Raw genomic sequence first — 22,073 nt, forward strand, 5'->3', positions numbered from 1 at the left:
CTGTGAATCTACCCGAGCAACACTCTAGAAAACCTCTTTTGAAAAAAGAAAAAAGTGGTTCTCGAGGACTCTACAAACTCATTCCACTGCGTCTCGCAAGTGCGATCATACTCGACACAAATTACCATTCAAGTAGTTCTGCCAAGCCAAAACCTTGCTTTCCGTAGTCGTTCCCATTATAGAAGAGGAAAACCCGGCCATTCAGGTCAACCACACTAGGATACGCCATCATCTCAGAATCCCAGCCATCCTTTGACAGAGGTAATCCGAGTTGATCATCCATGCGCTGCCAATTTTTCATATCGTACGAACGAGCACAACCCAATTTATAGGGTGCATCTTCGGTACTAAACCCATAAAAAAGGTACGCATCGGTATCCGTCTTGCGGAAAATAAAGGGCCGGCCAATGCGATACTCTTCGCCCTCGGTTTCCAACAGGATGGTTCCCGCATCCGGAAAACTATACGGCGTTTCAGACTCTACATATCTGACGTTGTAAATCGGGAGCGTTTTCATCTTGCCCTGCGCAAACTGACTCCCTCCCCCATACCAAGCGCGCCATTTATTACCGTCCTTGATCACACTGTGCGGAACGCGGAATAAAGTTTCATCGCTGTTCCGCTCAAAGACAGGCGTTTTCTTATAACGACTGAATGTCAGTCCGTTATCATGACTTATCGCCAGGCCACCCAGCACAGAGAATCTAACCTTGGTGCCCAACTGGTAGCCGGCGTAGTACATATACACGACACCTCCGTCTGCAACAACCGCAGACGGTACGACACCACTTTCATCGAAGCAGCCAGGCTCGCCGATATCAAGTACCGGAGCCTCCGAGTACCCGAGTATCGTTTTCGGGTCGTTTCTGTCCAGATCCACAAAACCCACACGACTAACCCCGGCAGCATCACGTGCCCCCAAAAACACCCTGATTCTGTCTTCCAGCAATAGCGGGGTAGGCTGCAAGGCGGTGTTATCTGCCCAATCAAATACTTTAGGATCGAAGATCAGCCCCAATTTATTCCAACGCATAACTTCCCCTTCAAAACCTTACGCTAAATGCACTTTTATTCGGCAATTCTTTTGCCGGCGCAACCTGAAAAAAGCCCTCGGCAAGGCCAAGGGCTTTGGTGAACAGCGCTCACCTTACTCGACCGTCACCGACTTGGCCAGATTACGCGGCTGATCCACATCAGTGCCCTTTAGCACCGCCACATAGTACGACAACAGCTGCAACGGCACGGTATAGAGAATCGGCGCCAGGGCGTCGACGATGTGCGGCACTTTGATTACATGGGTGCCCTCGCCGTTGCTCATGCCGGCCTGCTCGTCGGCGAACACCACCAGCTCGCCGCCACGGGCGCGGACTTCCTGCAGGTTCGACTTGAGCTTCTCCAGCAGTTCGTTGTTCGGCGCCACGGTCACCACCGGCATGTCGTTGTCCACCAGCGCCAGTGGGCCATGCTTGAGCTCGCCGGCCGGGTAGGCTTCGGCGTGGATGTAGGAGATCTCCTTGAGCTTGAGCGCGCCCTCCATCGCCACCGGGTACTGGGCACCGCGGCCGAGGAACAGGGTGTGGTGCTTGTCGGCGAACAGCTCGGCGATCTTCTCGACCACGCCATCCATCGCCAGCGCCTCGCTCAGGCGGGCCGGCAGGCGGCGCAGCTCGTCCACCAGCTCGGCTTCGACACCGGCCTCGAGGGTGCCGCGCACCTGGCCGAGGGCCAGGGTCAGCAGCATCAGCGACACCAGCTGGGTGGTGAAGGCCTTGGTCGAGGCGACGCCGATCTCCGGCCCGGCCAGGGTCAGCAGGGTCAGGTCGGATTCGCGCACCAGCGAGCTGATGCCCTTGTTGCAGATCGCCAGGCTGCCGAGGAAGCCCAGCTCCTTGGCATTGCGCAGGGCCGCCAGGGTGTCGGCGGTTTCGCCGGACTGCGAGATGGAGACGAACAGGGTGTCCGGCTGCACCACCACCTTGCGGTAGCGAAACTCGCTGGCCACTTCCACCTGGCAAGGGATGCCGGCCAGGCTTTCCAGCCAGTAGCGGGCGACCATGCCGGCGTGATAGCTGGTGCCGCAGGCAACGATCTGCACGTTGCGCACCTTGGCGAACAGCTCGGCGGCCTGTGGGCCGAAGGCCTGGACCATCACGTGGTCCTTGCCCAGGCGGCCTTCCAGGGTGCGCTGCACCACGGTGGGCTGCTCGTGGATTTCCTTGAGCATGAAGTGGCGGTAGTTGCCCTTCTCGGCCGCTTCGGCACCTTCGTGATACTGCACCGTCTCACGCTGGACCGGATGACCGGCCTGATCCCAGATCTGCACCTGGTCACGGCGGATCTCGGCGATATCGCCTTCTTCCAGGTACATGAAGCGGTCGGTGACCTGACGCAGGGCCAGTTGGTCGGAGGCGAGGAAGTTCTCGCCGAGGCCAAGGCCGATCACCAGCGGGCTGCCGCTGCGGGCGGCGACCAGGCGATCCGGCTGGCTGGCGCTGATCACCGCCAGGCCATAGGCGCCGTGCAGGCGCTTGACCGCGGCCTTGAGCGCGTCGGTCAGGTCGGGAATGTCCTTGAGCAGGTGGTGGATCAGGTGGACGATGACTTCGGTGTCGGTCTGCGAGACGAAGACATAGCCCAGGCCCTTGAGCTCTTCACGCAGCTCTTCGTGGTTCTCGATGATGCCGTTGTGCACCACCGCCACGTCATGCCCGGAGAAGTGCGGGTGGGCATTGGTCTCGGTCGGAGCGCCATGGGTCGCCCAGCGGGTATGGGCGATGCCCAGCTGGCCGGCCAGCGGGTCGGCGCTCACGGCGCCTTCCAGCTCGCTGACCTTGCCAATGCGGCGGCGACGCTCGAGCGCGCCTTGCTGGTTCAGCACGGCCAGGCCGGCGCTGTCATAACCACGGTATTCCAGGCGCTTGAGGCCTTCGATGAGGATGGCCGTGATATTGCGCTCGGCAACGGCACCAACGATTCCACACATAAGATGTTGCTCCTAGCTGATAGCGGCGCAGATAAGGGTGATGCCGCGGGCTTGAATCCGGTCGCGTGCCTCGGCGGGCAGGCGATCATCAGTAATCAGGGTGTTGACGCTGCCCCAGGGCAGCTCGAGGTTGGGGATCTTGCGACCGACCTTGTCCGACTCGACCATGACGATCACCTCGCGCGCCACCTCGGCCATGACCCGGCTCAAACCCAGCAGCTCGTTGAAGGTGGTGGTGCCACGCTCCAGGTCGATGCCGTCGGCACCGATGAACAGCTGGTCGAAGTCGTATGAGCGTAGTACCTGCTCGGCCACCTGGCCCTGGAAGGACTCCGAATGCGGGTCCCAGGTGCCACCGGTCATCAGTAGCACAGGCTCATGCTCCTGCTCGCTGATGGCACGGGCGACGTTGAGCGAGTTGGTCATCACCACCAGGCCTGGCTGGCGCCCGAGCTGTGGAATCATCGCCGCCGTGGTGCTGCCGCTGTCGATGATGATCCGCGCATGCTCGCGGATGCGTCCGACCGCCGCCCGAGCGATGGCCTGCTTGTACAGGGACACCGGCTGGACTGCATCGCCCAGCAATTCCTGGGGCATGGTCACTGCGCCACCGTAGCGGCGCAGCAGCAGGCCGTTGGCCTCCAGGGCGGCGAGGTCCTTGCGGATGGTCACTTCGGAGGTTTCGAAACGCTTGGCCAGGGCATCGACGCTCACCTCGCCCTGCTCGTTGAGCAAGGCCAGGATATTGTGGCGGCGCTGGGGGGTATTTCGTTTCGACATATCGGTTTAAGTTTCGATTCGAAAGATAAGTGGTGCAATCAAAACCTAAGATGGAGGATTCGTCAAGTTTCTCTCTGCACTGACACGGTCCCTGTAGGAGCGGCCTTGTGCCGCGATGGGGCGCGCAGCGGCCCCGGCAATATCAGCTTGATGCGCAGATCTGGGGGCGCTTCGCACCCCTTTCGCGGCACAAGGCCGCTCCTACAGGGGACCTCTATACGACACGCAATAAAAAGCCGGCTTATTCACATAAGCCGGCTTTCGATCGAAAGCGCTGTGGATAACTCAGCTCTTCTTGAGCTTCTCCGGCCGCTTCCAGCCTTCGATGTTGCGCTGGCGCGCACGGGCCACGCCCAACTGCCCGGCTTCCACCGTCTGGGTGATGGTCGAGCCCGCTGCGGTAGTGGCCCCCGCCTGGATTTCCACAGGTGCCACCAGCGAGTTGTTGGAACCGATGAACACGTCCTCGCCCATCACGGTGCGGAACTTGTTGGCGCCGTCGTAGTTGCAGGTGATGGTGCCAGCGCCGATATTGGTGCGGGCGCCGACCTCTGCATCGCCCAGGTAGGTCAGGTGACCGGCCTTGGCGCCCTCACCCAGGTGCGCGTTCTTCAGCTCGACGAAGTTACCTACATGGGCACGGGCGTCCAGGACGCTGCCTGGACGCAGACGGGCGAACGGGCCGGCATCACTGCCCTCGCCCAGCACCGCGCCTTCAAGATGGCTGTTGGCCTTGACCACCACGCCCTTGCGCAGGGTGCTGTCCTTGATCACGCAATTGGGGCCGATCTGCACGTCGTCCTCGATCACCACCTTGCCTTCGAGAATGACGTTGATGTCGATCAGCACGTCGCGGCCAACCGTCACCTCGCCACGCACATCGAAGCGCGCCGGATCACGCAACGTGACGCCCTGGGCCATCAGGCGGCGGCCTTCACGCAGTTGATAGTGACGCTCGAGCTCCGCCAGCTGGCGGCGGTCGTTGGCGCCCTGCACTTCCATCGGGTCGTGGGGCTGCTCGGTGGCGACCACCAGGCCATCGGCCACGGCCATGGCGATCACGTCGGTGAGGTAGTACTCGCCCTGGGCATTGTTGTTGGACAACCGGCCCATCCAGTCGGCCAGGCGTGCGGCAGGCATGGCGAGAATGCCGGTGTTGCCTTCCTTGATCGCCTTCTGCGCTTCGCTGGCGTCCTTGTGCTCGACGATCGCGGTCACGTTGCCCGCAGCGTCACGCACGATGCGCCCGTAACCGGTCGGGTCCTGCAAGGTCACGGTGAGCAGACCGAGCTGCTGCTCGCTGACCTTGGCCAGCAGACGCTGCAGGGTTTCCACCTCGATCAGCGGCACATCGCCGTATAGCACCAGCACGGTATCGGCGGTGATCGCCGGCAACGCCTGGGCCACGGCATGGCCGGTGCCCAGCTGCTTGTCCTGCATGACGAAATTGAGATCGTCGGCGGCCAGGCGCTCACGGACCAGCTCGGCGCCATGGCCGATAACCACGTGAATACCTTTGGGCTGCAACTGGCGTGCGCTGTGGATAACGTGGCCGAGCATGGAGTTGCCGGCGACCGGGTGCAGGACCTTCGGCAGCGCGGAGCGCATGCGGGTGCCTTGGCCTGCGGCGAGAATGACGATATCGAGGGACATTGACTGGCTACCAATCCTGGGCGGTCAGGGACGTGACCGAAGGGGAATATCAGAAAAAGAAAAAGGGTAGCCGAGGCTACCCTTTAACTCAATCGCAACAGAAGTAAGCGGCCAAGGCCGGATTACTTGCCTTTGCGCAATTGCTGGACAGTACGCAGCTGAGCTGCAGCCTCGGCCAGACGTGCGGCAGCAGCGCCGTAGTCGAAGTCCGAGCCTTTAGTGTTCAGCGCGTTCTCGGCAGCCTTGAGGGCTTCCTGAGCCTGAGCTTCGTCCAGGTCGGCAGCGCGCTGCACGGTGTCGGCAAGAACCTTGACCATGTTCGGCTGCACTTCGAGGAAGCCACCGGAGATGTAGTACACCTCTTGAGTGCCACCCTGCTTGGTCAGCGTGATCGGACCAGGCTTGAGATTGGTGATCAGCGGCGCGTGGCCTGGAGCGATACCCAGATCGCCCAGGTTGCCGTGCGCTACTACCATCTCGACCAGGCCGGAGAAGATCTCTCCTTCCGCGCTGACGATGTCGCAATGGACTGTCATAGCCATCTGCTTGCCTCAACCTGATTAGCGCCCCTTGCGGGGCGCCGGGATTACAGTTTCTTGGCTTTCTCGATCGCTTCGTCGATGCTGCCGACCATGTAGAACGCTTGTTCTGGCAGGTGGTCGTAGTCACCTTTGAGGATACCGCTGAAGCCAGCGATGGTGTCCTTGAGCGAAACGTACTTGCCTGGCGAGCCGGTGAAGACTTCGGCCACGAAGAACGGCTGCGACAGGAAGCGCTGGATCTTACGAGCGCGGGCAACCAGTTGCTTGTCGGCTTCGGACAGTTCGTCCATACCCAGGATCGCGATGATGTCCTTCAGCTCTTTGTAGCGCTGCAGAACATACTGAACGCCACGAGCGGTCTCGTAGTGCTCGGTGCCGATCACGTTCGGGTCCAGCTGGCGCGAAGTCGAGTCCAGTGGGTCGACCGCTGGGTAGATACCCAGGGAAGCGATGTCACGGGACAGAACGACGGTGGCGTCCAGGTGAGCGAAGGTGGTCGCTGGCGACGGGTCGGTCAGGTCGTCCGCAGGTACGTATACGGCCTGGACGGAGGTGATCGAACCTTCTTTGGTCGAAGTGATACGCTCTTGCAGAACGCCCATCTCTTCGGCCAGGGTCGGCTGGTAACCTACTGCCGAAGGCATACGGCCCAGCAGTGCGGATACTTCGGTACCGGCCAGGGTGTAACGATAGATGTTGTCGACGAACAGCAGAACGTCGTTACCTTCGTCACGGAACTTCTCAGCCATGGTCAGGCCGGTCAGTGCTACGCGCAGACGGTTTCCTGGTGGCTCGTTCATCTGACCGTAGACCAGCGCTACCTTGTCGAGAACGTTGGAGTCCTTCATCTCGTGGTAGAAGTCGTTACCCTCACGAGTACGCTCACCCACACCAGCGAACACGGAGTAACCGCTGTGTTCCATGGCGATGTTACGGATCAGTTCCATCATGTTAACGGTCTTGCCGACGCCGGCACCACCGAACAGACCAACCTTACCACCCTTGGCGAACGGGCAGACCAGGTCGATAACCTTGATACCGGTTTCCAGCAGGTCGTTGCCGCCCGCCTGGTCGGAGAACGAAGGCGCTGGCTGGTGGATACCGCGACGCTCTTCTTCGCCGATTGGACCGGCTTCGTCGATCGGGTTGCCCAGGACGTCCATGATACGGCCCAGGGTTGCCTTGCCGACAGGTACCGAGATGGCAGCCTTGGTGTCGACGACATCCAGACCGCGCTTCAGACCTTCGGTCGAGCCCATCGCAATGGTACGAACCACGCCGTCGCCCAGCTGCTGCTGAACTTCCAGGGTGGTTTCCGCGCCTTGTACTTTCAGCGCGTTGTAAACACTCGGCACGGCATCACGTGGGAATTCCACGTCGATGACGGCGCCGATGATTTGAACGATACGTCCGCTACTCATAGCTGGATCCTCTGAATTTTTGAACCGTTAAACCGCGGCAGCGCCGCCGACGATTTCCGAGATCTCCTGGGTGATCGCAGCCTGACGCGCCTTGTTGTAGATCAACTGAAGCTCTTTGATCAAATCACCGGCGTTGTCTGTGGCGTTCTTCATGGCGATCATCCGGGCCGCTTGTTCAGCAGCGTTGTTCTCGACCACCGCCTGGTAGACCTGCGACTCCACGTAACGCACCATCAAGCCGTCCAGCAGCTCTTTTGCGTCGGGTTCGTACAGGTAGTCCCAGTGGTGCTTGAGTTCCTGATCCGGGGTTGCCACCAACGGTACCAATTGCTCGACCGTCGGTTTTTGGGTCATGGTGTTGATGAACTTGTTCGAAACCACCGAGAGGCGATCGATGCGGCCGTCCAGGTAGGCGTCCAGCATCACCTTGACGGAGCCGATCAGATCATTGATCGATGGCTCTTCGCCCAGGTGGCTGATCGCGGCTACGACGTTGCCGCCAAAGATGCGGAAGAAAGTAGCACCCTTGCTGCCGATCACGCACAGGTCGATTTCAACGCCCTGTTCGCGGTTTTCGTTCATGTCCTTGACCAGGGCCTTGAACAGGTTGGTGTTCAAGCCACCGCACAGACCACGGTCACTGCTCACCACGATATAACCGGCGCGCTTTACAGGGCGCTCGATCATGAACGGGTGGCGGTATTCCGGGTTGGCGTTGGCCAGATGACCGATCACCTGGCGGATACGCTCCGCGTAAGGACGGCTAGCAGCCATGCGCATTTGTGCCTTGCGCATTTTGCTGACCGCCACTTTCTCCATGGCGCTGGTAATTTTTTGCGTGCTTTTGATGCTCGCAATCTTACTGCGAATCTCTTTTGCGCCTGCCATGTATCACCTATCAGGTTAGCAAGCGGGGGCCGGAGCCCCCGCTGCGGCTTACCAGGTCTGGGTGGCCTTGAACTTCTCGATACCAGCTTTCATGCCAGCGTCGATTTCGTCGTTGAAGTCACCCTTCACGTTGATCTTCGCCATCAGTTCGGCGTGATCACGGTTGAAGTAGGCGATCAGAGCTTGCTCGAAGCTACCGACCTTGGCGACTTCTACGTCGGTCAGGAAACCACGCTCAGCGGCGTACAGCGACAGGGCCATGTCGGCGATCGACATTGGCGCGTACTGCTTCTGCTTCATCAGCTCGGTAACGCGCTGACCATGCTCCAGCTGCTTGCGGGTAGCCTCGTCCAGGTCCGAAGCGAACTGGGCGAAGGCCGCCAGTTCACGGTACTGGGCCAGGGCGGTACGGATACCACCGGACAGCTTCTTGATGATCTTGGTCTGGGCGGCACCACCAACACGGGATACCGACACACCGGCGTTAACGGCAGGACGGATGCCTGCGTTGAACATGGCCGATTCCAGGAAGATCTGACCGTCGGTGATCGAGATCACGTTGGTCGGAACGAACGCGGAAACGTCGCCAGCCTGGGTTTCGATGATCGGCAGAGCGGTCAGCGAGCCAGTCTTGCCGGTTACGGCACCGTTGGTGAACTTCTCGACGTACTCTTCGGAAACGCGCGATGCACGCTCCAGCAGACGGGAGTGGAGATAGAACACGTCGCCTGGGTACGCTTCACGTCCTGGTGGACGGCGCAGCAGCAGGGAGATCTGACGGTAGGCAACGGCCTGCTTGGACAGGTCATCGTAGACGATCAGGGCGTCTTCACCGCGGTCACGGAAGAACTCGCCCATGGTGCAGCCGGCGTACGGGGCCAGGAACTGCAGTGCGGCGGATTCCGAGGCGCTGGCAACGACCACGATGGTGTTGGCCAGGGCGCCGGCTTCTTCCAGCTTGCGAACGATGTTGGCAACGGTGGAACGCTTCTGGCCGACTGCAACATAAACGCAGAAAATACCGGAGTCTTTCTGGTTGATGATGGCGTCGATGGCCATGGCGGTCTTGCCGATCTGACGGTCACCGATGATCAGCTCGCGCTGGCCACGGCCGACAGGGATCATGGCGTCGACGGACTTGTAGCCAGTCTGTACAGGCTGGTCTACCGACTTACGCCAGATCACGCCTGGAGCTACTTTCTCGACCGCGTCGGTCTGGGTGTTGCCCAGTGGACCTTTGCCGTCGATCGGGTTACCCAGTGCGTCGACGACGCGACCCAGCAGTTCCTTACCAACCGGAACTTCCAGGATGCGGCCGGTGCACTTGGCGCTCATGCCTTCGGCGAGGGTGTCATAGGCACCCAGGATCACTGCACCTACGGAGTCTTGCTCCAGGTTCAGGGCCATGCCGAATACGCTGCCCGGGAACTCGATCATTTCGCCGTACATGACGTCGGCCAGACCGTGGATCCGCACGATGCCGTCGGAAACCGAAACGACGGTACCTTCGTTACGGGCTTGGGAGCCAACATCGAGGTTGTCGATGCGGCCCTTGATGATTTCACTAATTTCGGAAGGATTGAGTTGCTGCATTGCTCTGCTGCCCCTTCAAACTCAAGATTTCAAGGCTTCGGCCAGTTTCGCGATCTTGCCGCGAACCGAACCGTCGATTACCAGGTCGCCAGCGCGGATGACGACGCCGCCGATCAGGCTGGCATCCTCCGACGCGTGCAGGCGCACTTCCTGGCCTAACCGTGCACTGAGAACCTTGGCGAGTTTGTCTTGCTGTTCTTGGTTCAACGCAAAAGCACTGGTGACTTCCACGTCCACGGACTTCTCTTGCTCGGCCTTGTACAGGTCGAACAGAGTCGAAATCTCCGGCAGAAGCAGGAGACGTTCGTTTTCCGCGGCAACATGAATGAAATTCTGTGCCTTGGCGTCAAACTTGTCACCGCACACTTCAATGAATGCGGCGGCCTTTTCTGCGCTAGTCAGTTGCGGGGCCTTGAGCAGGCGCTGCATGGTGTCGTCTTGCGACACCGCAGCAGCCAGGCCGAGCATGGCTGACCAATTGGCCAGTTGCTGATGGGCCTGGGCATGCTCGAAGGCAGCCTTAGCGTAAGGTCGGGCCAACGTGGTCAGTTCTGCCATGATCGCCCTCGCTTAAATTTCAGCGGCCAGTTTGTTAACCAGCTCCGCATGCGCGTTTTGATCGATTGTGGCGCCAAGGATCTTTTCAGCACCGCCAACGGCCAGGGCACCCACTTGGGCACGCAGGGCGTCTTTGACGCTGTTCAGTTCCTGTTCGATCTCGGCTTGAGCCTGAGCCTTCACACGGTCAGCTTCGACGCGAGCCTGTTCACGGGCTTCCTCGACAAGCTGAGCAGCGCGTTTCTTGCTTTGCTCAATGATTTCGGCTGCCTGTGCCTTCGCTTCACGCAGTTGCTGACCCGCTTTCTCTTGGGCCAGCTCCAGGTCGCGAGCTGCGCGGTTGGCAGCGTCCAAGCCGTCGGCAATCTTCTTTTGGCGCTCTTGCAGGGCAGTAATGACCGGAGGCCATACGTACTTCATGCAGAAGAGTACAAAAATCAGAAAAGCAACGGATTGGCCAATCAGGGTTGCATTAATGTTCACGCCAACACCTCGCTCGGTCTTTGTCCATCACACCAATCAACTCGTAGGAACGAGTGATTAGCCGGCGATCTGACCAACGAAGGGGTTCGCGAAGGTGAAGAACAGAGCGATACCAACACCGATCATGGTTACGGCGTCGAGCAGACCGGCAACGATGAACATTTTGACCTGCAGCATCGGAACCATTTCTGGCTGGCGAGCAGCGCCTTCCAGGAACTTGCCGCCCAGCAGGCCGAAACCAATGGCGGTACCCAGAGCACCCAGGCCGATCAGCAGAGCAACAGCGATAGCGGTCAGACCAACTACAGTTTCCATCTTTCCTCCCGACTTTTACGTCGTATTGGTTAGGTTTTTAGTTTGAAGCGGTAAAACAAATCGTTTGGTACAGCATGCCCTTGCGGACTTTTTAAGCCCTCCCCCCAAACGGGCGGGGAAGGCTATCAGACACGCCAGGCGGTCTTAATGGTTATCTTCGTGAGCCATCGACAGGTAGACGATGGTCAGCATCATGAAGATGAAAGCTTGCAGGGTGATGATCAGGATGTGGAACACAGCCCACGCCCACTGCAGCACCACACCCAGGCCGCTGAGCCAGAGGATGCCGGCGCCGAACATCACCGCGATCAGGATGAACACCAGCTCGCCGGCGTACATGTTGCCGAACAGACGCAGGGCCAGCGAGATCGGCTTGGCGATCAGGGTGACGAACTCGAGCAGGAAGTTGACCGGGATCAGCAGGATCTGCACGAAGATGTTCTTGCTGCCGAACGGGTGCAGGGTCAGCTCGCCGATGAAGCCACCCAGGCCCTTGACCTTGATGCTGTAGAAGATGATCAGGGCGAACACGCAGAAGGCCATGGCCAGGGTCGCGTTCGGGTCGGTGGTCGACACGGCGCGGAACGGAATGTGCGGATCACCGGAGATCAGGATGGCCAGCTGAGGAATCCAGTCGACCGGTACCAGGTCAATGGCGTTCATCAGGAAGACCCAGACGAAAATGGTCAGCGCCAGCGGAGCAATCACCGGGCTACGGCCGTGGAAGGAGTCCTTCACGCTGCCGTTGACGAAGTCCACCAGCACTTCCACGAAGTTCTGCAGACCGCTCGGCTGGCCGGAAGTCGCCTTCTTGGCCGCCATGCGGAAGATGAACAGGAAGATCAGACCCAGCGCAACGGACCAGCCGAGGGTGTCCACGTGGAACGCCCAGAAGCCCATTGCCTTGACTTCTGCAGCCGAATGGGCGAAGCCCCAGCTGCCGTCTGGTAGTTGACCGTAGGTCAGGTTCTGCAAGTGGTGCTGGATATAGCCCGAAGCGGTTTCTGCTGCCATGGTTGCCTCAAACGCCCTAAGGTCTCGAAAGTCTTTTATTCATCAGCAGGGGCGCGAACCAGCTGACCAAAAGGGTCAGCACGAAGACGCCGAATACTGCCAACGGCGCCAATGGCTTCACTCCTGCGAAGGTCAGTGCAAACAGCACTGCCGTCAAAATCATCTTGCCTGCCTCGCCCGCGTAGAACGACTTGACGATGGCCTGCGCCGCCCGGGCTCCGCTGAAGCGAAAAGCCTTCCAGGCGAAATACACATTGGGCAGCCAGGCAATCAGCCCTCCGCAGAGGCCTGAATATCCACTGACCGCCCCTTTCCACTGCCACAGCACCAAGGTTGCCAGCAGCAGGACGACAAATTGAGCCAGCAGTACCGGAAAAACCGCCCAGCGATGGAAAGGCAGGCGGTTTGGCGTGCGTATTTCCATCACAACTGCTCCTCGAAAGTCGACCGCCTAGTCAGCAATGACTTGGCATAATTTGTGCCGACAAAATGCGCGCAGAGTATAGGGGTGGATTAACCCCTATTCAACTCTTCGGTAGTGATTTCCGACTGCGCGCTACAACAGGAATTGTTTCAGCGGATGTGAGCAAGCACGCCCTGCAACTCGTCAAGGGAGTTGTAGCGAATAACCAACTGGCCTTTGCCCTTGTTGCCATGGCGAATTTGTACCGCCGAGCCCAGGCGCTCTGCCAGACGCTGTTCGAGACGGGCAATGTCCGGATCAGGTTTGCTCGCCTCGACCGGCTCAGGTTTGCCATTGAGCCACTGGCGCACCAGTGCCTCGGTCTGGCGCACGGTGAGCCCGCGTGCGACAACATGACGCGCCCCTTCTTCCTGGCGATCTTCCTCGAGGCCGAGCAAGGCGCGGGCATGGCCCATCTCCAGGTCGCCGTGGGCAAGCATGGTCTTGATCGCCTCGGGCAGCGAGATCAGGCGCAACAGGTTGGCCACGGTCACCCGCGACTTGCCGACGGCGTCGGCCACCTGCTGCTGGGTCAGCTCGAACTCCTGCTGCAGGCGCTGCAGGGCCAGGGCCTCTTCCAGCGGGTTGAGGTCCTCGCGCTGGATGTTCTCGATCAGCGCCATGGCGATGGCGGCTTCGTCGGGCACTTCGCGGACCATGGCCGGAACGGTGTCCAGGCCGGCCTGCTGGGTAGCGCGCCAGCGGCGCTCACCGGCGATGATCTCGTAGCGGTTGTCGCCGATCGGGCGCACCACGATCGGTTGCATGACTCCGTGGGTGCGGATCGAGTGCGCCAGTTCCTCCAGCGCCTCGGGATCCATGTCGCGGCGCGGCTGATACTTGCCGCGCTGGATCAGCTCGACCGGCAGCTGTTGCAGTTCCTTCTGGTCGATCTTCACTGCCTGCGCCTCGAGCGCGCTGACGGAAGGACCACTGAGCAGTGCATCCAACCCACGTCCGAGACCGCGTTTCTTGATGGCCATGCGGATTCCTTAAGTTGTTTGTGCAGTGCGTGATGGACGGCGCTGACGGCGAACCAGTTCCCCGGCCAGCGCCAGATAGGCGAGCGCGCCGCGAGATTGCTTGTCGTAGGCCAGCGCCGGCATGCCGAAACTCGGCGCCTCGGCCAGGCGGATGTTGCGCGGGATCACCGTGTCGTACAGCTGATCGCCGAAGTGTTCCTTGAGCTGCGCCGAAACATCGTTGTTCAGGCTCAGGCGCGGGTCGTACATGGTCCGCAGCAGGCCTTCGATCTTCAGCTCCGGGTTCAGCCGGGCGGCGATGCGCTTGATGTTATCCACAAGGTCGCTGAGACCTTCCAGCGCGTAGTACTCGCACTGCATGGGGATGATCACGCCATCGGAGGCGACCAGGGCGTTGAGCGTCAGCATCGACAGCGACGGCGGGCAGTCGATGAGGATGTAGTCGTAGTTCTCGCGGATCGGCGCCAGCGCGTTGCGCAGGCGGCTCTCCTTCATCTGCATCTCGAGCAGCACGACTTCCGCGGCGGTGAGGTCGCGGTTGGCCGGCAGCAACTGGAAGTTGCCGTGCTCGGAATAGTGCATGGCCTGGGCCAGGTCGCATTCCCCGATCAGCAGGTCGTACACCGAGTGCTCGAGCTCGTGTTTATCCACACCGCTGCCCATGGTGGCGTTGCCCTGTGGATCGAGGTCGATCAGCAGCACGCGACGCTTGGTCGCGGCCAGCGATGCGGCGAGATTGATGCAGGTGGTGGTCTTGCCCACACCACCCTTCTGGTTCGCGATTGCGAATACCTTAGCCATTGTTGCGTGTGTTCCCAGTCATGCCTTGCGGCGCAGTATCAGCAGATGGCGCTGGCCCTGGCAACCTGGAACGGTCAGGGCCTGCTCGCTTTCCACTGTGAAGTCTGCGGGCAATGCTACCAGTTCGTCGGCAGGATGCAGCCCCTTCATTGCAAGCCATTGCGTGCGGGCGTCACCCAGGTGGCGGGTCCAGTTGGTGAAATTCTCCATGCTGCTGAAGGCCCGGGAAATGATCCCGCAGAACGGCTGCTCGGGCTGGACCTCTTCCACCCGGCTGTGGATAACCGTGAGGTTGTCCAGTTTCAGTTCCATCTTCACCTGGGTCAGGAAGCGGGTCTTCTTGCCGTTGCTGTCCAGCACCGTCACCTGCTTGTGCGGATGCAGGATGGCCAGCGGAATGCCCGGCATGCCGCCGCCGCTGCCGACATCCAGCCAGCGCTGGGTGTCATTGTGGATAAACGGCATGACACTCAGGCTGTCGAGCAGGTGACGCGAGACCATCTCGTCCGGGTCGCGCACCGCGGTCAGGTTGTAAGCCTTGTTCCATTTGATCAACAGGGCCAGGTAGCCCAGCAGCGACTCGTGCTGCTGCGCGCTCAGCTCGACACCGAGCTGGCGCGCACCTGTGGACAACTCTTCGGCGTGTTGCGGGGTGACCGGGGAACTCAAGCGCTTTGCTCCAATTCGCGGCCTGCGCCGCGTTTTTTCAAGTGAATCAGCAACAGGGAAATCGCCGCCGGGGTGACACCCGGAATACGCGAAGCCTGGCCCAGCGTCTCCGGGCGGGTCTGCCCGAGCTTGCCCTGGATCTCCTTGGACAGGCCGGAAATCGTGGTGTAGTCGATATCCACAGGCAGGCGCGTGTCTTCGCTGGCGCGCAGACGGGCGATCTCTTCCTGTTGGCGGTCGATGTAGCCGGCGTACTTGGTCTTGATCTCGACCTGTTCGGCGACCTGTGGATCGATCAGTTCACCGCCGGTCGCCTCGATCAAGCCAGCGTAGTCGACTTCCGGACGGGCGAGCAGGTTAAGCAGGCTGTATTCGTGGGCCAGCGGCGTGCCGAACTTATCCACAATGGCCTGGCCCTGCGGCGTGCCCGGGCGGACCCAGGTGCTCTTCAGGCGTTGTTCCTCGCGCTCGATGCCTTCGCGCTTGGCGCAGAACGCGGCCCAGCGCTGGTCATCGACCAGGCCCAGCTCGCGGCCTTTTTCGGTCAGGCGCAGGTCGGCGTTGTCTTCGCGCAGGATCAGCCGGTATTCGGCGCGCGAGGTGAACATGCGGTACGGCTCCTGGGTCCCCAGGGTGATCAGGTCGTCGACCAGCACGCCGATGTAGGCCTCGTCGCGGCGCGGACACCAGCTTTCACGGCCCAGGGCGCGCAGCGCGGCGTTGGTCCCGGCCAGCAGGCCCTGGGCGCCGGCTTCTTCGTAACCGGTGGTGCCGTTGATCTGGCCGGCGAAGAACAGGCCGCCGATGACCTTGGTCTCGAGGCTGTACTTCAGGTCGCGCGGATCGAAGTAGTCGTACTCGATGGCATAGCCCGGGCGGACGATGTGGGCGTTTTCCATGCCGCGGATCGAACGGACGATCTCCAGCTGCACGTCGAACGGCAGCGAAGTGGAAATACCGTTGGGGTACAGCTCGTGGGTGGTCAGGCCTTCCGGCTCGATGAACACCTGGTGGCTTTCCTTGTCGGCGAAGCGATGGATCTTGTCCTCGATCGACGGGCAGTAGCGCGGGCCGATGCCTTCGATCACGCCCGAGTACATCGGCGAACGGTCGAGGTTCGAGGCGATGATCTCGTGGGTGCGGGCATTGGTGTGGGTGATCCAGCAGCTGACCTGGCGCGGATGCATCTGCGCATCGCCCATGAACGACATCACCGGGATCGGCGTGTCGCCCGGCTGCTCGGTCATCACCGAGAAGTCCACCGAACGGCCATCGATGCGCGGCGGCGTGCCGGTCTTCAGGCGGCCGACACGCAGCGGCAGTTCACGCATGCGCTGGGCCAGGGCGTTGGCGGGCGGATCGCCGGCGCGGCCACCGGAGTAGTTCTGCAGACCGATGTGGATAAGTCCGCCGAGGAAGGTGCCGCTGGTCAGGACCACGGAGTCGGCGAAGAAGCGCAGACCCATTTGCGTGACAACGCCCTTGACCTGGTCCTGCTCGACGATCAGGTCATCGCACGACTGCTGGAATATCCACAGGTTCGGCTGGTTTTCCAGGATTTCGCGTACCACCGCCTTGTAGATGGCGCGGTCGGCCTGCGCACGGGTGGCGCGTACGGCCGGCCCCTTGCGGTTGTTCAGGATGCGGAACTGGATGCCGCTCTTGTCGGTGGCCAACGCCATGGCGCCGCCGAGCGCATCGATTTCCTTGACCAGGTGGCTCTTGCCGATGCCGCCGATGGCCGGGTTGCAACTCATGTGACCGAGGGTTTCCACGTTGTGGGTCAGCAGCAGGGTTTTCACACCCATGCGTGCGGACGCAAGCGCAGCCTCGGTACCGGCATGGCCGCCGCCGATGACGATCACTTCAAAACGGGAAGGGAAATCCACCACGCACCTCGTGCCTGTTTTTGCGAATAGAGAAGGTAAGCGGACAAGTATAGGGACTTACCGCCCTTCAAAGAAACCTTCTGAGCAAAAAATGAGCAGGCTGTGGATGAGTGGCAGGCAAAAGAAAACAAAGAGGAAAAATTTAAAAAAGCTTTGTTTTTATGTTTATGTTTAGGCAGCTATCCACATGTGGATAAGTGACCTAAGCCCTTACACTGCGTGGCTTTGCCGGAATCATAACCCTGTGGCGTAGTAGGCCTGGGGGTTCTGGATAACGGCGTGTAACCTGTGGATTAAAGTATCGATTACCCACAGGCGGGTTTGTCCTCAGAAAAAAAGGCCAGTTATCAACGGAGCTGATGGCGAGTTTTCCACAGAGCTCCTGAGCCTGAAATCTCGTCTGTGGATGACGGCGTCGCAGCTGCCTTACAGATACGGCAGGCCAAGCCGGCGCTCGGCTCCCTGAATAACAGGCAAAAAAAAGCCGCTCCAGACAGGAGCGGCCTTGTTATCGAAGGGCTGTGGACTATTTGCCGATGCAGAAGCTCGAGAAAATCCTGCCAAGCAGGTCGTCCGAACTGAACGCCCCGGTGATTTCACCCAACGCTTGCTGTGCCTGGCGCAGATCCTCCGCCAGCAGCTCTCCGGCGCCCGCCAGGGTCAGCTGCGCCCGACCATGCTCCAGGTGCTCGCTGGCCTGGCGCAGCGCTTCCAGGTGCCGGCGACGGGCGCTGAAGCTGCTCTCCGCGGTCTGTTCATACCCCATGCAGGCCTTGAGGTGGTCACGCAGCAGATCCAGCCCCATGTCGTCTTCGCGGGCACTCAGGGTAATGGTTACGTGCCCATCGTCACTCTGCTCCATGCCGACATGCTCACCGCTCAAGTCGGCCTTGTTACGGATGAGCGTGACCTTTGCCACATCTGGCCGTTGGTCCAGGAACTCTGGCCACAGCGCAAAGGGATCACTGGCCTCCGGCGCGGTCGAGTCGACGACCAGTAGCACCCGATCGGCCTCGCCGATGGCCTTGAGCGCCCTTTCCACCCCGATCTTTTCCACATGGTCATCGGTATCGCGCAGACCGGCGGTGTCGACCACATGCAGCGGCATGCCATCGATGTGGATATGTTCGCGCAGGATGTCCCGGGTGGTGCCGGCGATATCGGTGACGATCGCTGCCTCGCGTCCGGCCAGCTGGTTGAGCAGGCTCGATTTGCCGGCGTTCGGCCGGCCGGCGATGACCACCGTCATGCCGTCGCGCAACAGGGCACCCTGCCCGGCCTCACGCTGCACTGTGGACAACTCGCTGCGCACGTCATCGAGCATGCGCAACACATTACCGTCGGCGAGGAAGTCGATTTCTTCCTCGGGGAAGTCGATAGCCGCCTCGACGTAGATGCGCAAGGCAATCAGCGCCTCGGTCAGCCCATGCACACGCTTGGAGAACGCTCCCTGCAACGAACGCAGGGCATTACGGGCAGCTTGCGTGGAGCTGGCTTCAATCAGGTCGGCGATGGCTTCGGCCTGGGCCAGGTCGAGCTTGTCGTTGAGGAACGCACGCTCGCTGAACTCCCCCGGGCGTGCCAACCGGCAGCCCAGTTGCAGGCAACGCTGCAGCAGCATGTCCATGACCACCGGACCCCCGTGGCCCTGCAGCTCCAGCACGTCTTCGCCGGTGAACGAGTTCGGCCCGGGGAAGAACAGCGCGATGCCTTCGTCTAGGACCAGGCCATCGGCATCGCGGAACGGGCCGTAGTGGGCATGGCGCGGGCTCAGCGTGCGACCGGTGATGGCCTGCCCGGCCTGGCTGGCCAGCGGCCCGGACAAGCGGACGATGCCGACCCCGCCGCGGCCCTGGGCGGTAGCGATGGCGGCGATGGTTTCACGCACAGTGTTCATGCTCGAAAGCCTCTACAACGAATTCGTCAGATAGCAAAAACGCCCCACTAGGGGGCGTTTTTATTCACAGGCAAACAGGCTTGCCCGTCAAGCGGCAGCTTTCTTGGTCGCTGCCTCGATGCTGCGGGTGATGTACCACTGCTGTGCGATCGACAGGCAGTTGTTCACAACCCAGTACAGCACCAGACCGGCCGGGAACCACAGGAAGAAGAAGGTGAAGATGATCGGCATCATTTTCATCACCTTGGCCTGCATCGGATCCGGCGGGGTCGGGTTCAGACGCTGCTGGATGAACATGGTGGCGCCCATGATGATCGGCAGGATGAAGAACGGATCCTTGATCGACAGGTCGGTGATCCACAGCATCCACGGGGCCTGGCGCATCTCTACGCTTTCCAGCAGTACCCAGTACAGGGCCAGGAACACCGGCATCTGCACCAGGATCGGCAGGCAGCCGCCCAGCGGGTTGATCTTCTCTTTCTTGTACAGCTCCATCATCGCCTGGGACATCTTCTGGCGATCGTCACCGAAGCGTTCCTTGAGCTGGGCCAGCTTCGGCGCCACGGCACGCATGCGCGCCATCGAGCGGTAGCTGGCGGCCGACAGCGGGAAGAACAGACCCTTGATCAGCATGGTCAGGACGATGATCGACCAGCCCCAGTTGCCGAGCAGGCTGTGGATATGTTGCAGCAGCCAGAAGATCGGCTGGGCGATGAACCACAGGAAGCCGTAGTCGACGGTCAGTTCCAGGCCTGGGGACAGTTCCTTGAGCTTGGACTGGATCTTCGGACCTGCATACAGCATGGCGCTGGTTTCGACCTTGCCGCCGGCAGGGACGTCAAGCGCAGGGCCGGTGAAGCCGATGATGTAGTTGCCCTGGCTGTCCTTGCGGGTTTGGACGGCGTTGTTGTCCGACTTGCTCGGGATCCAGGCGGTCACGAAGTAGTGCTGCAGCCAGGCGACCCAGCCGCCGGTCACATTTTCTTTCAAATTGCCCTTGTCGATGTCTTTCATCGACACTTTCTTGTACGGCTCGGAAGCTGTCCACAGGGCGGCGCCCAGGTAGGTGGCCGTACCGGTGGCAGTGCTCGACGACGGATCGGAGCTTGCGTCGCGCTTGAGCTGGGCAAACATGTTGCCGCTCCAGGCCTGGCCGCTCTGGTTGTCGATCAGGTAGCTGACGGTCAGGTCGTACTCACCGCGTTTGAAGCTGAAGCGCTTGATGTAGTTGACGCCGTTCTCGCTGAACTTCAGGTCGACGGACAGTTGGTCCTGACCGTCGGCAAGCTGGAAGCTCTTCTGTTCGGCGGCGTACAGCGGGCGACCAGTGGAGCGGGCGTCCGGGCCGTTGGTGCCGGTCAGGCCGCTCTGGGCCAGGTACACGCGCTCGCTGCCGTTGTCGAACAGCTGGAACGGAATGTCCGGATGGTCCTGGCGACGTGGGTACTTCGGCAGGTTCAGCTGGACGATGTCACCACCGACCGGGTCGATAGCCAGGTCCAGGACATCGGTCTTGATCCGGATCAGGTCCTTGCTGAGGGCGACCGGCGCCAGTTCAGCAGGGCTGGATTCAGCATTGGCGCTCGGCACATCGGCGCTTGCACCGGAGTTGCCGGCCGGCACGGTGTCCGGCAGGGCCGGGGCAGCATTGCTGGCAGCAGCATTCTGAGTCGGCAGGGCAGCCTGGCCATAGTCCTGGTTCCACTTGAGGACCATGACATAGGACACGATTGCCAGGGCGACGATCAGGATCGTGCGTTTAATATCCATGATTACTCGGCTATCGAAGAAGTTCGGGAGGAAGGAGCAGGTGGAACGGGATCGAAACCGCCATCGTTCCACGGATGACAACGCCCCAGGCGACGAACGGCCAGCCACCCACCACGCAAGAGGCCATGATTTTCGATGGCTTCATAGGCATAACAGGAACAGCTGGGATAGAAACGACAGTGACTGGCCATCAGTGGACTGATGGCGTAACGGTAGAACTGGATCGGAACGAGGGCCAGTTTACGCATTGTGACTGTCTACCCCTGCGGAATCGGCGACCGCTGGAGAGGGCCGACTGCGGACCAGTCGCTTCCAGAGCTTGCCAAAGTGTTGGTGCAATTCTGGGTTTTCCACTTCGCCCAACCCCTTGCGTGCAACGATCACGATATCCAGCCCAGCCAGCATCTGCTGGTTCAACCGGAACGAATCGCGCATCAGGCGTTTCAGGCGATTGCGTTGAACGGCGAGCTTGACGCTCTTCTTGCCGATCACCAGGCCGAGGCGTGGATGATCGAGGCCGTTCTCGCGGGCAAGGATAAGCAGGTTTTTCCCTGGAACCTTGCCGGTTGGGGAGTCGAAGACCGCTTTGAAATGCCGGGGTGTAAGCAGTCGCTTGTCCCGACTGAAGTCCTGACTCACCACCTGTGCCGAAAAATCAAATGGCCAGACGCTTACGGCCTTTGGCACGGCGACGCGACAGAACGGCACGGCCGTTCTTGGTAGCCATACGGGCACGGAAACCGTGGGTGCGGGCGCGCTTGATGGTGCTTGGTTGGAAAGTACGTTTCATGGCGTGTTACCTGGGTTGGTCGACAACGGGCCGGAAGGGCCCCCTTTTTAAGAGATCGGCGATTCTAGAGAAAGCAAGGCGATAGGTCAATTTCCAACCAGCCTTTCCTTATGGAAGGTCGAGCCAGGTCGATGGGCGTCATGTCGACCTGGCTAACCTGAAAGCGGGCAAATCAAAAAAACAGAAGAGGCATATAAAAAGCTTTTCTGAAGAACTTATAGAGCTTAGGTGGATAACCTTCTGTGGATAAAATACTCCAGGCCACGAGTGACGGCGTGTACAGAAAATCACAACCTTGTCGGTAAGGGGTGTTCTGTCTGTGTCCCACATGAGGAAAACCTGTGCGGGAACAGGTAGTTTATCCACAGATGATTTATCCACAGATCTGAACCCAGGGTTGTGCATAGCCCACAAGTGCCGTTATCCACAGGGCTTATCAACAGTTCGTGGGTGGTGTTCAAGTCGTTTTTTGGCGGATTTACCCTGATAGTGGGTGGCGTCACGTGTGGATAACTGACCGCCCGCCCGGTACAATGGCGGTTTGTTTTTGCCTCATCCGGCTTTCAACTCAGGGGATATCC

General features: G+C 60.4%; 22 protein-coding genes. All 22 read right to left on the bottom strand.

Annotated elements, in window-relative coordinates; all coding sequences use genetic code 11:
• Window positions 1-121: 121 nt before the first annotated feature.
• The 22 genes from VUG52_RS27050 to rpmH all read right to left on the bottom strand — a co-directional run bounded on the left by VUG52_RS27050 (window position 122) and on the right by rpmH (window position 21,492).
• Window positions 122-1,033 (bottom strand): hypothetical protein, encoded by a 912-nt coding sequence (locus VUG52_RS27050; RefSeq protein ID WP_050707593.1) that lies wholly within the window; start codon window positions 1,031-1,033, stop codon window positions 122-124.
• 114 nt (window positions 1,034-1,147) lie between these two features.
• Window positions 1,148-2,983: a glutamine--fructose-6-phosphate transaminase (isomerizing) gene (glmS, locus tag VUG52_RS27055; RefSeq protein WP_050707594.1), complete on the bottom strand. Its 1,836-nt coding sequence runs from the start codon at window positions 2,981-2,983 to the stop codon at window positions 1,148-1,150.
• A gap of 12 nt (window positions 2,984-2,995) precedes the next feature.
• Window positions 2,996-3,763: a DeoR/GlpR family DNA-binding transcription regulator gene (locus VUG52_RS27060; RefSeq protein WP_050707595.1), complete on the bottom strand. Its 768-nt coding sequence runs from the start codon at window positions 3,761-3,763 to the stop codon at window positions 2,996-2,998.
• Between the two features lie 285 nt (window positions 3,764-4,048).
• Entirely contained in the window at window positions 4,049-5,416 is a 1,368-nt protein-coding gene (gene glmU / locus VUG52_RS27065; RefSeq protein ID WP_262950869.1) for a bifunctional UDP-N-acetylglucosamine diphosphorylase/glucosamine-1-phosphate N-acetyltransferase GlmU, read from the bottom strand.
• 122 nt (window positions 5,417-5,538) lie between these two features.
• The gene (locus VUG52_RS27070) at window positions 5,539-5,958 is read right to left on the bottom strand and encodes a F0F1 ATP synthase subunit epsilon (protein WP_028690018.1); all 420 of its coding nucleotides are present in this window, start codon (window positions 5,956-5,958) and stop codon (window positions 5,539-5,541) included.
• Window positions 5,959-6,002: 44 nt separating this feature from the next.
• Window positions 6,003-7,379 (bottom strand): F0F1 ATP synthase subunit beta, encoded by a 1,377-nt coding sequence (gene atpD, locus VUG52_RS27075; RefSeq protein ID WP_028690019.1) that lies wholly within the window; start codon window positions 7,377-7,379, stop codon window positions 6,003-6,005.
• A 27-nt stretch (window positions 7,380-7,406) separates the two neighbouring features.
• Window positions 7,407-8,267, bottom strand: coding sequence for a F0F1 ATP synthase subunit gamma (atpG, locus tag VUG52_RS27080; RefSeq protein ID WP_028690020.1), 861 nt, complete (start codon window positions 8,265-8,267; stop codon window positions 7,407-7,409).
• Window positions 8,268-8,315: 48 nt separating this feature from the next.
• Window positions 8,316-9,860, bottom strand: coding sequence for a F0F1 ATP synthase subunit alpha (atpA, locus tag VUG52_RS27085; RefSeq protein ID WP_050707597.1), 1,545 nt, complete (start codon window positions 9,858-9,860; stop codon window positions 8,316-8,318).
• Between the two features lie 21 nt (window positions 9,861-9,881).
• Window positions 9,882-10,418 (bottom strand): F0F1 ATP synthase subunit delta, encoded by a 537-nt coding sequence (locus VUG52_RS27090; RefSeq protein ID WP_023628561.1) that lies wholly within the window; start codon window positions 10,416-10,418, stop codon window positions 9,882-9,884.
• Between the two features lie 12 nt (window positions 10,419-10,430).
• A complete protein-coding gene (locus VUG52_RS27095) occupies window positions 10,431-10,901 on the bottom strand; it encodes a F0F1 ATP synthase subunit B (RefSeq protein ID WP_023383136.1) in 471 nt (156 codons plus the stop codon).
• 57 nt (window positions 10,902-10,958) lie between these two features.
• Window positions 10,959-11,216: a F0F1 ATP synthase subunit C gene (gene atpE / locus VUG52_RS27100; RefSeq protein WP_003097235.1), complete on the bottom strand. Its 258-nt coding sequence runs from the start codon at window positions 11,214-11,216 to the stop codon at window positions 10,959-10,961.
• Window positions 11,217-11,360: 144 nt separating this feature from the next.
• Complete coding sequence (atpB, locus tag VUG52_RS27105) at window positions 11,361-12,230, bottom strand: F0F1 ATP synthase subunit A (RefSeq protein ID WP_331832314.1); 870 nt, start codon at window positions 12,228-12,230, stop codon at window positions 11,361-11,363.
• 16 nt (window positions 12,231-12,246) lie between these two features.
• The gene (locus VUG52_RS27110; protein ID WP_008092225.1) at window positions 12,247-12,654 is read right to left on the bottom strand and encodes a F0F1 ATP synthase subunit I; all 408 of its coding nucleotides are present in this window, start codon (window positions 12,652-12,654) and stop codon (window positions 12,247-12,249) included.
• A gap of 149 nt (window positions 12,655-12,803) precedes the next feature.
• Complete coding sequence (locus VUG52_RS27115) at window positions 12,804-13,676, bottom strand: ParB/RepB/Spo0J family partition protein (RefSeq protein ID WP_011536508.1); 873 nt, start codon at window positions 13,674-13,676, stop codon at window positions 12,804-12,806.
• A 9-nt stretch (window positions 13,677-13,685) separates the two neighbouring features.
• Window positions 13,686-14,477 carry a ParA family protein gene (locus VUG52_RS27120; protein ID WP_028690024.1) on the bottom strand — a complete coding sequence of 264 codons (792 nt, stop codon included), beginning with the start codon at window positions 14,475-14,477 and terminating at the stop codon, window positions 13,686-13,688.
• Between the two features lie 18 nt (window positions 14,478-14,495).
• On the bottom strand, window positions 14,496-15,146 hold the full coding sequence (rsmG, locus tag VUG52_RS27125; protein WP_050707600.1) for a 16S rRNA (guanine(527)-N(7))-methyltransferase RsmG: 651 nt from the start codon (window positions 15,144-15,146) through the stop codon (window positions 14,496-14,498).
• Window positions 15,143-17,035: a tRNA uridine-5-carboxymethylaminomethyl(34) synthesis enzyme MnmG gene (gene mnmG / locus VUG52_RS27130; protein ID WP_262950861.1), complete on the bottom strand. Its 1,893-nt coding sequence runs from the start codon at window positions 17,033-17,035 to the stop codon at window positions 15,143-15,145. The genes rsmG and mnmG overlap by 4 nt, the downstream gene beginning before the upstream one ends.
• 526 nt (window positions 17,036-17,561) lie before the next feature.
• Complete coding sequence (gene mnmE / locus VUG52_RS27135) at window positions 17,562-18,932, bottom strand: tRNA uridine-5-carboxymethylaminomethyl(34) synthesis GTPase MnmE (protein WP_050707602.1); 1,371 nt, start codon at window positions 18,930-18,932, stop codon at window positions 17,562-17,564.
• Window positions 18,933-19,019: 87 nt separating this feature from the next.
• Window positions 19,020-20,702: a membrane protein insertase YidC gene (gene yidC / locus VUG52_RS27140; protein ID WP_186712247.1), complete on the bottom strand. Its 1,683-nt coding sequence runs from the start codon at window positions 20,700-20,702 to the stop codon at window positions 19,020-19,022.
• A 2-nt stretch (window positions 20,703-20,704) separates the two neighbouring features.
• Window positions 20,705-20,950, bottom strand: a complete 246-nt coding sequence (gene yidD, locus VUG52_RS27145) for a membrane protein insertion efficiency factor YidD (RefSeq protein ID WP_011536514.1) — start codon at window positions 20,948-20,950, stop codon at window positions 20,705-20,707.
• Window positions 20,943-21,344, bottom strand: coding sequence for a ribonuclease P protein component (gene rnpA, locus VUG52_RS27150; protein WP_011536515.1), 402 nt, complete (start codon window positions 21,342-21,344; stop codon window positions 20,943-20,945). The genes yidD and rnpA overlap by 8 nt, the downstream gene beginning before the upstream one ends.
• 13 nt (window positions 21,345-21,357) lie before the next feature.
• Window positions 21,358-21,492: a 50S ribosomal protein L34 gene (gene rpmH, locus VUG52_RS27155; protein WP_003253163.1), complete on the bottom strand. Its 135-nt coding sequence runs from the start codon at window positions 21,490-21,492 to the stop codon at window positions 21,358-21,360.
• Window positions 21,493-22,073 lie beyond the last annotated feature (581 nt).

This window comes from Pseudomonas sp. LH21, from assembly GCF_036549575.1.
GTDB classification, from domain to species: Bacteria; Pseudomonadota; Gammaproteobacteria; order Pseudomonadales; family Pseudomonadaceae; genus Aquipseudomonas; species Aquipseudomonas peradeniyensis.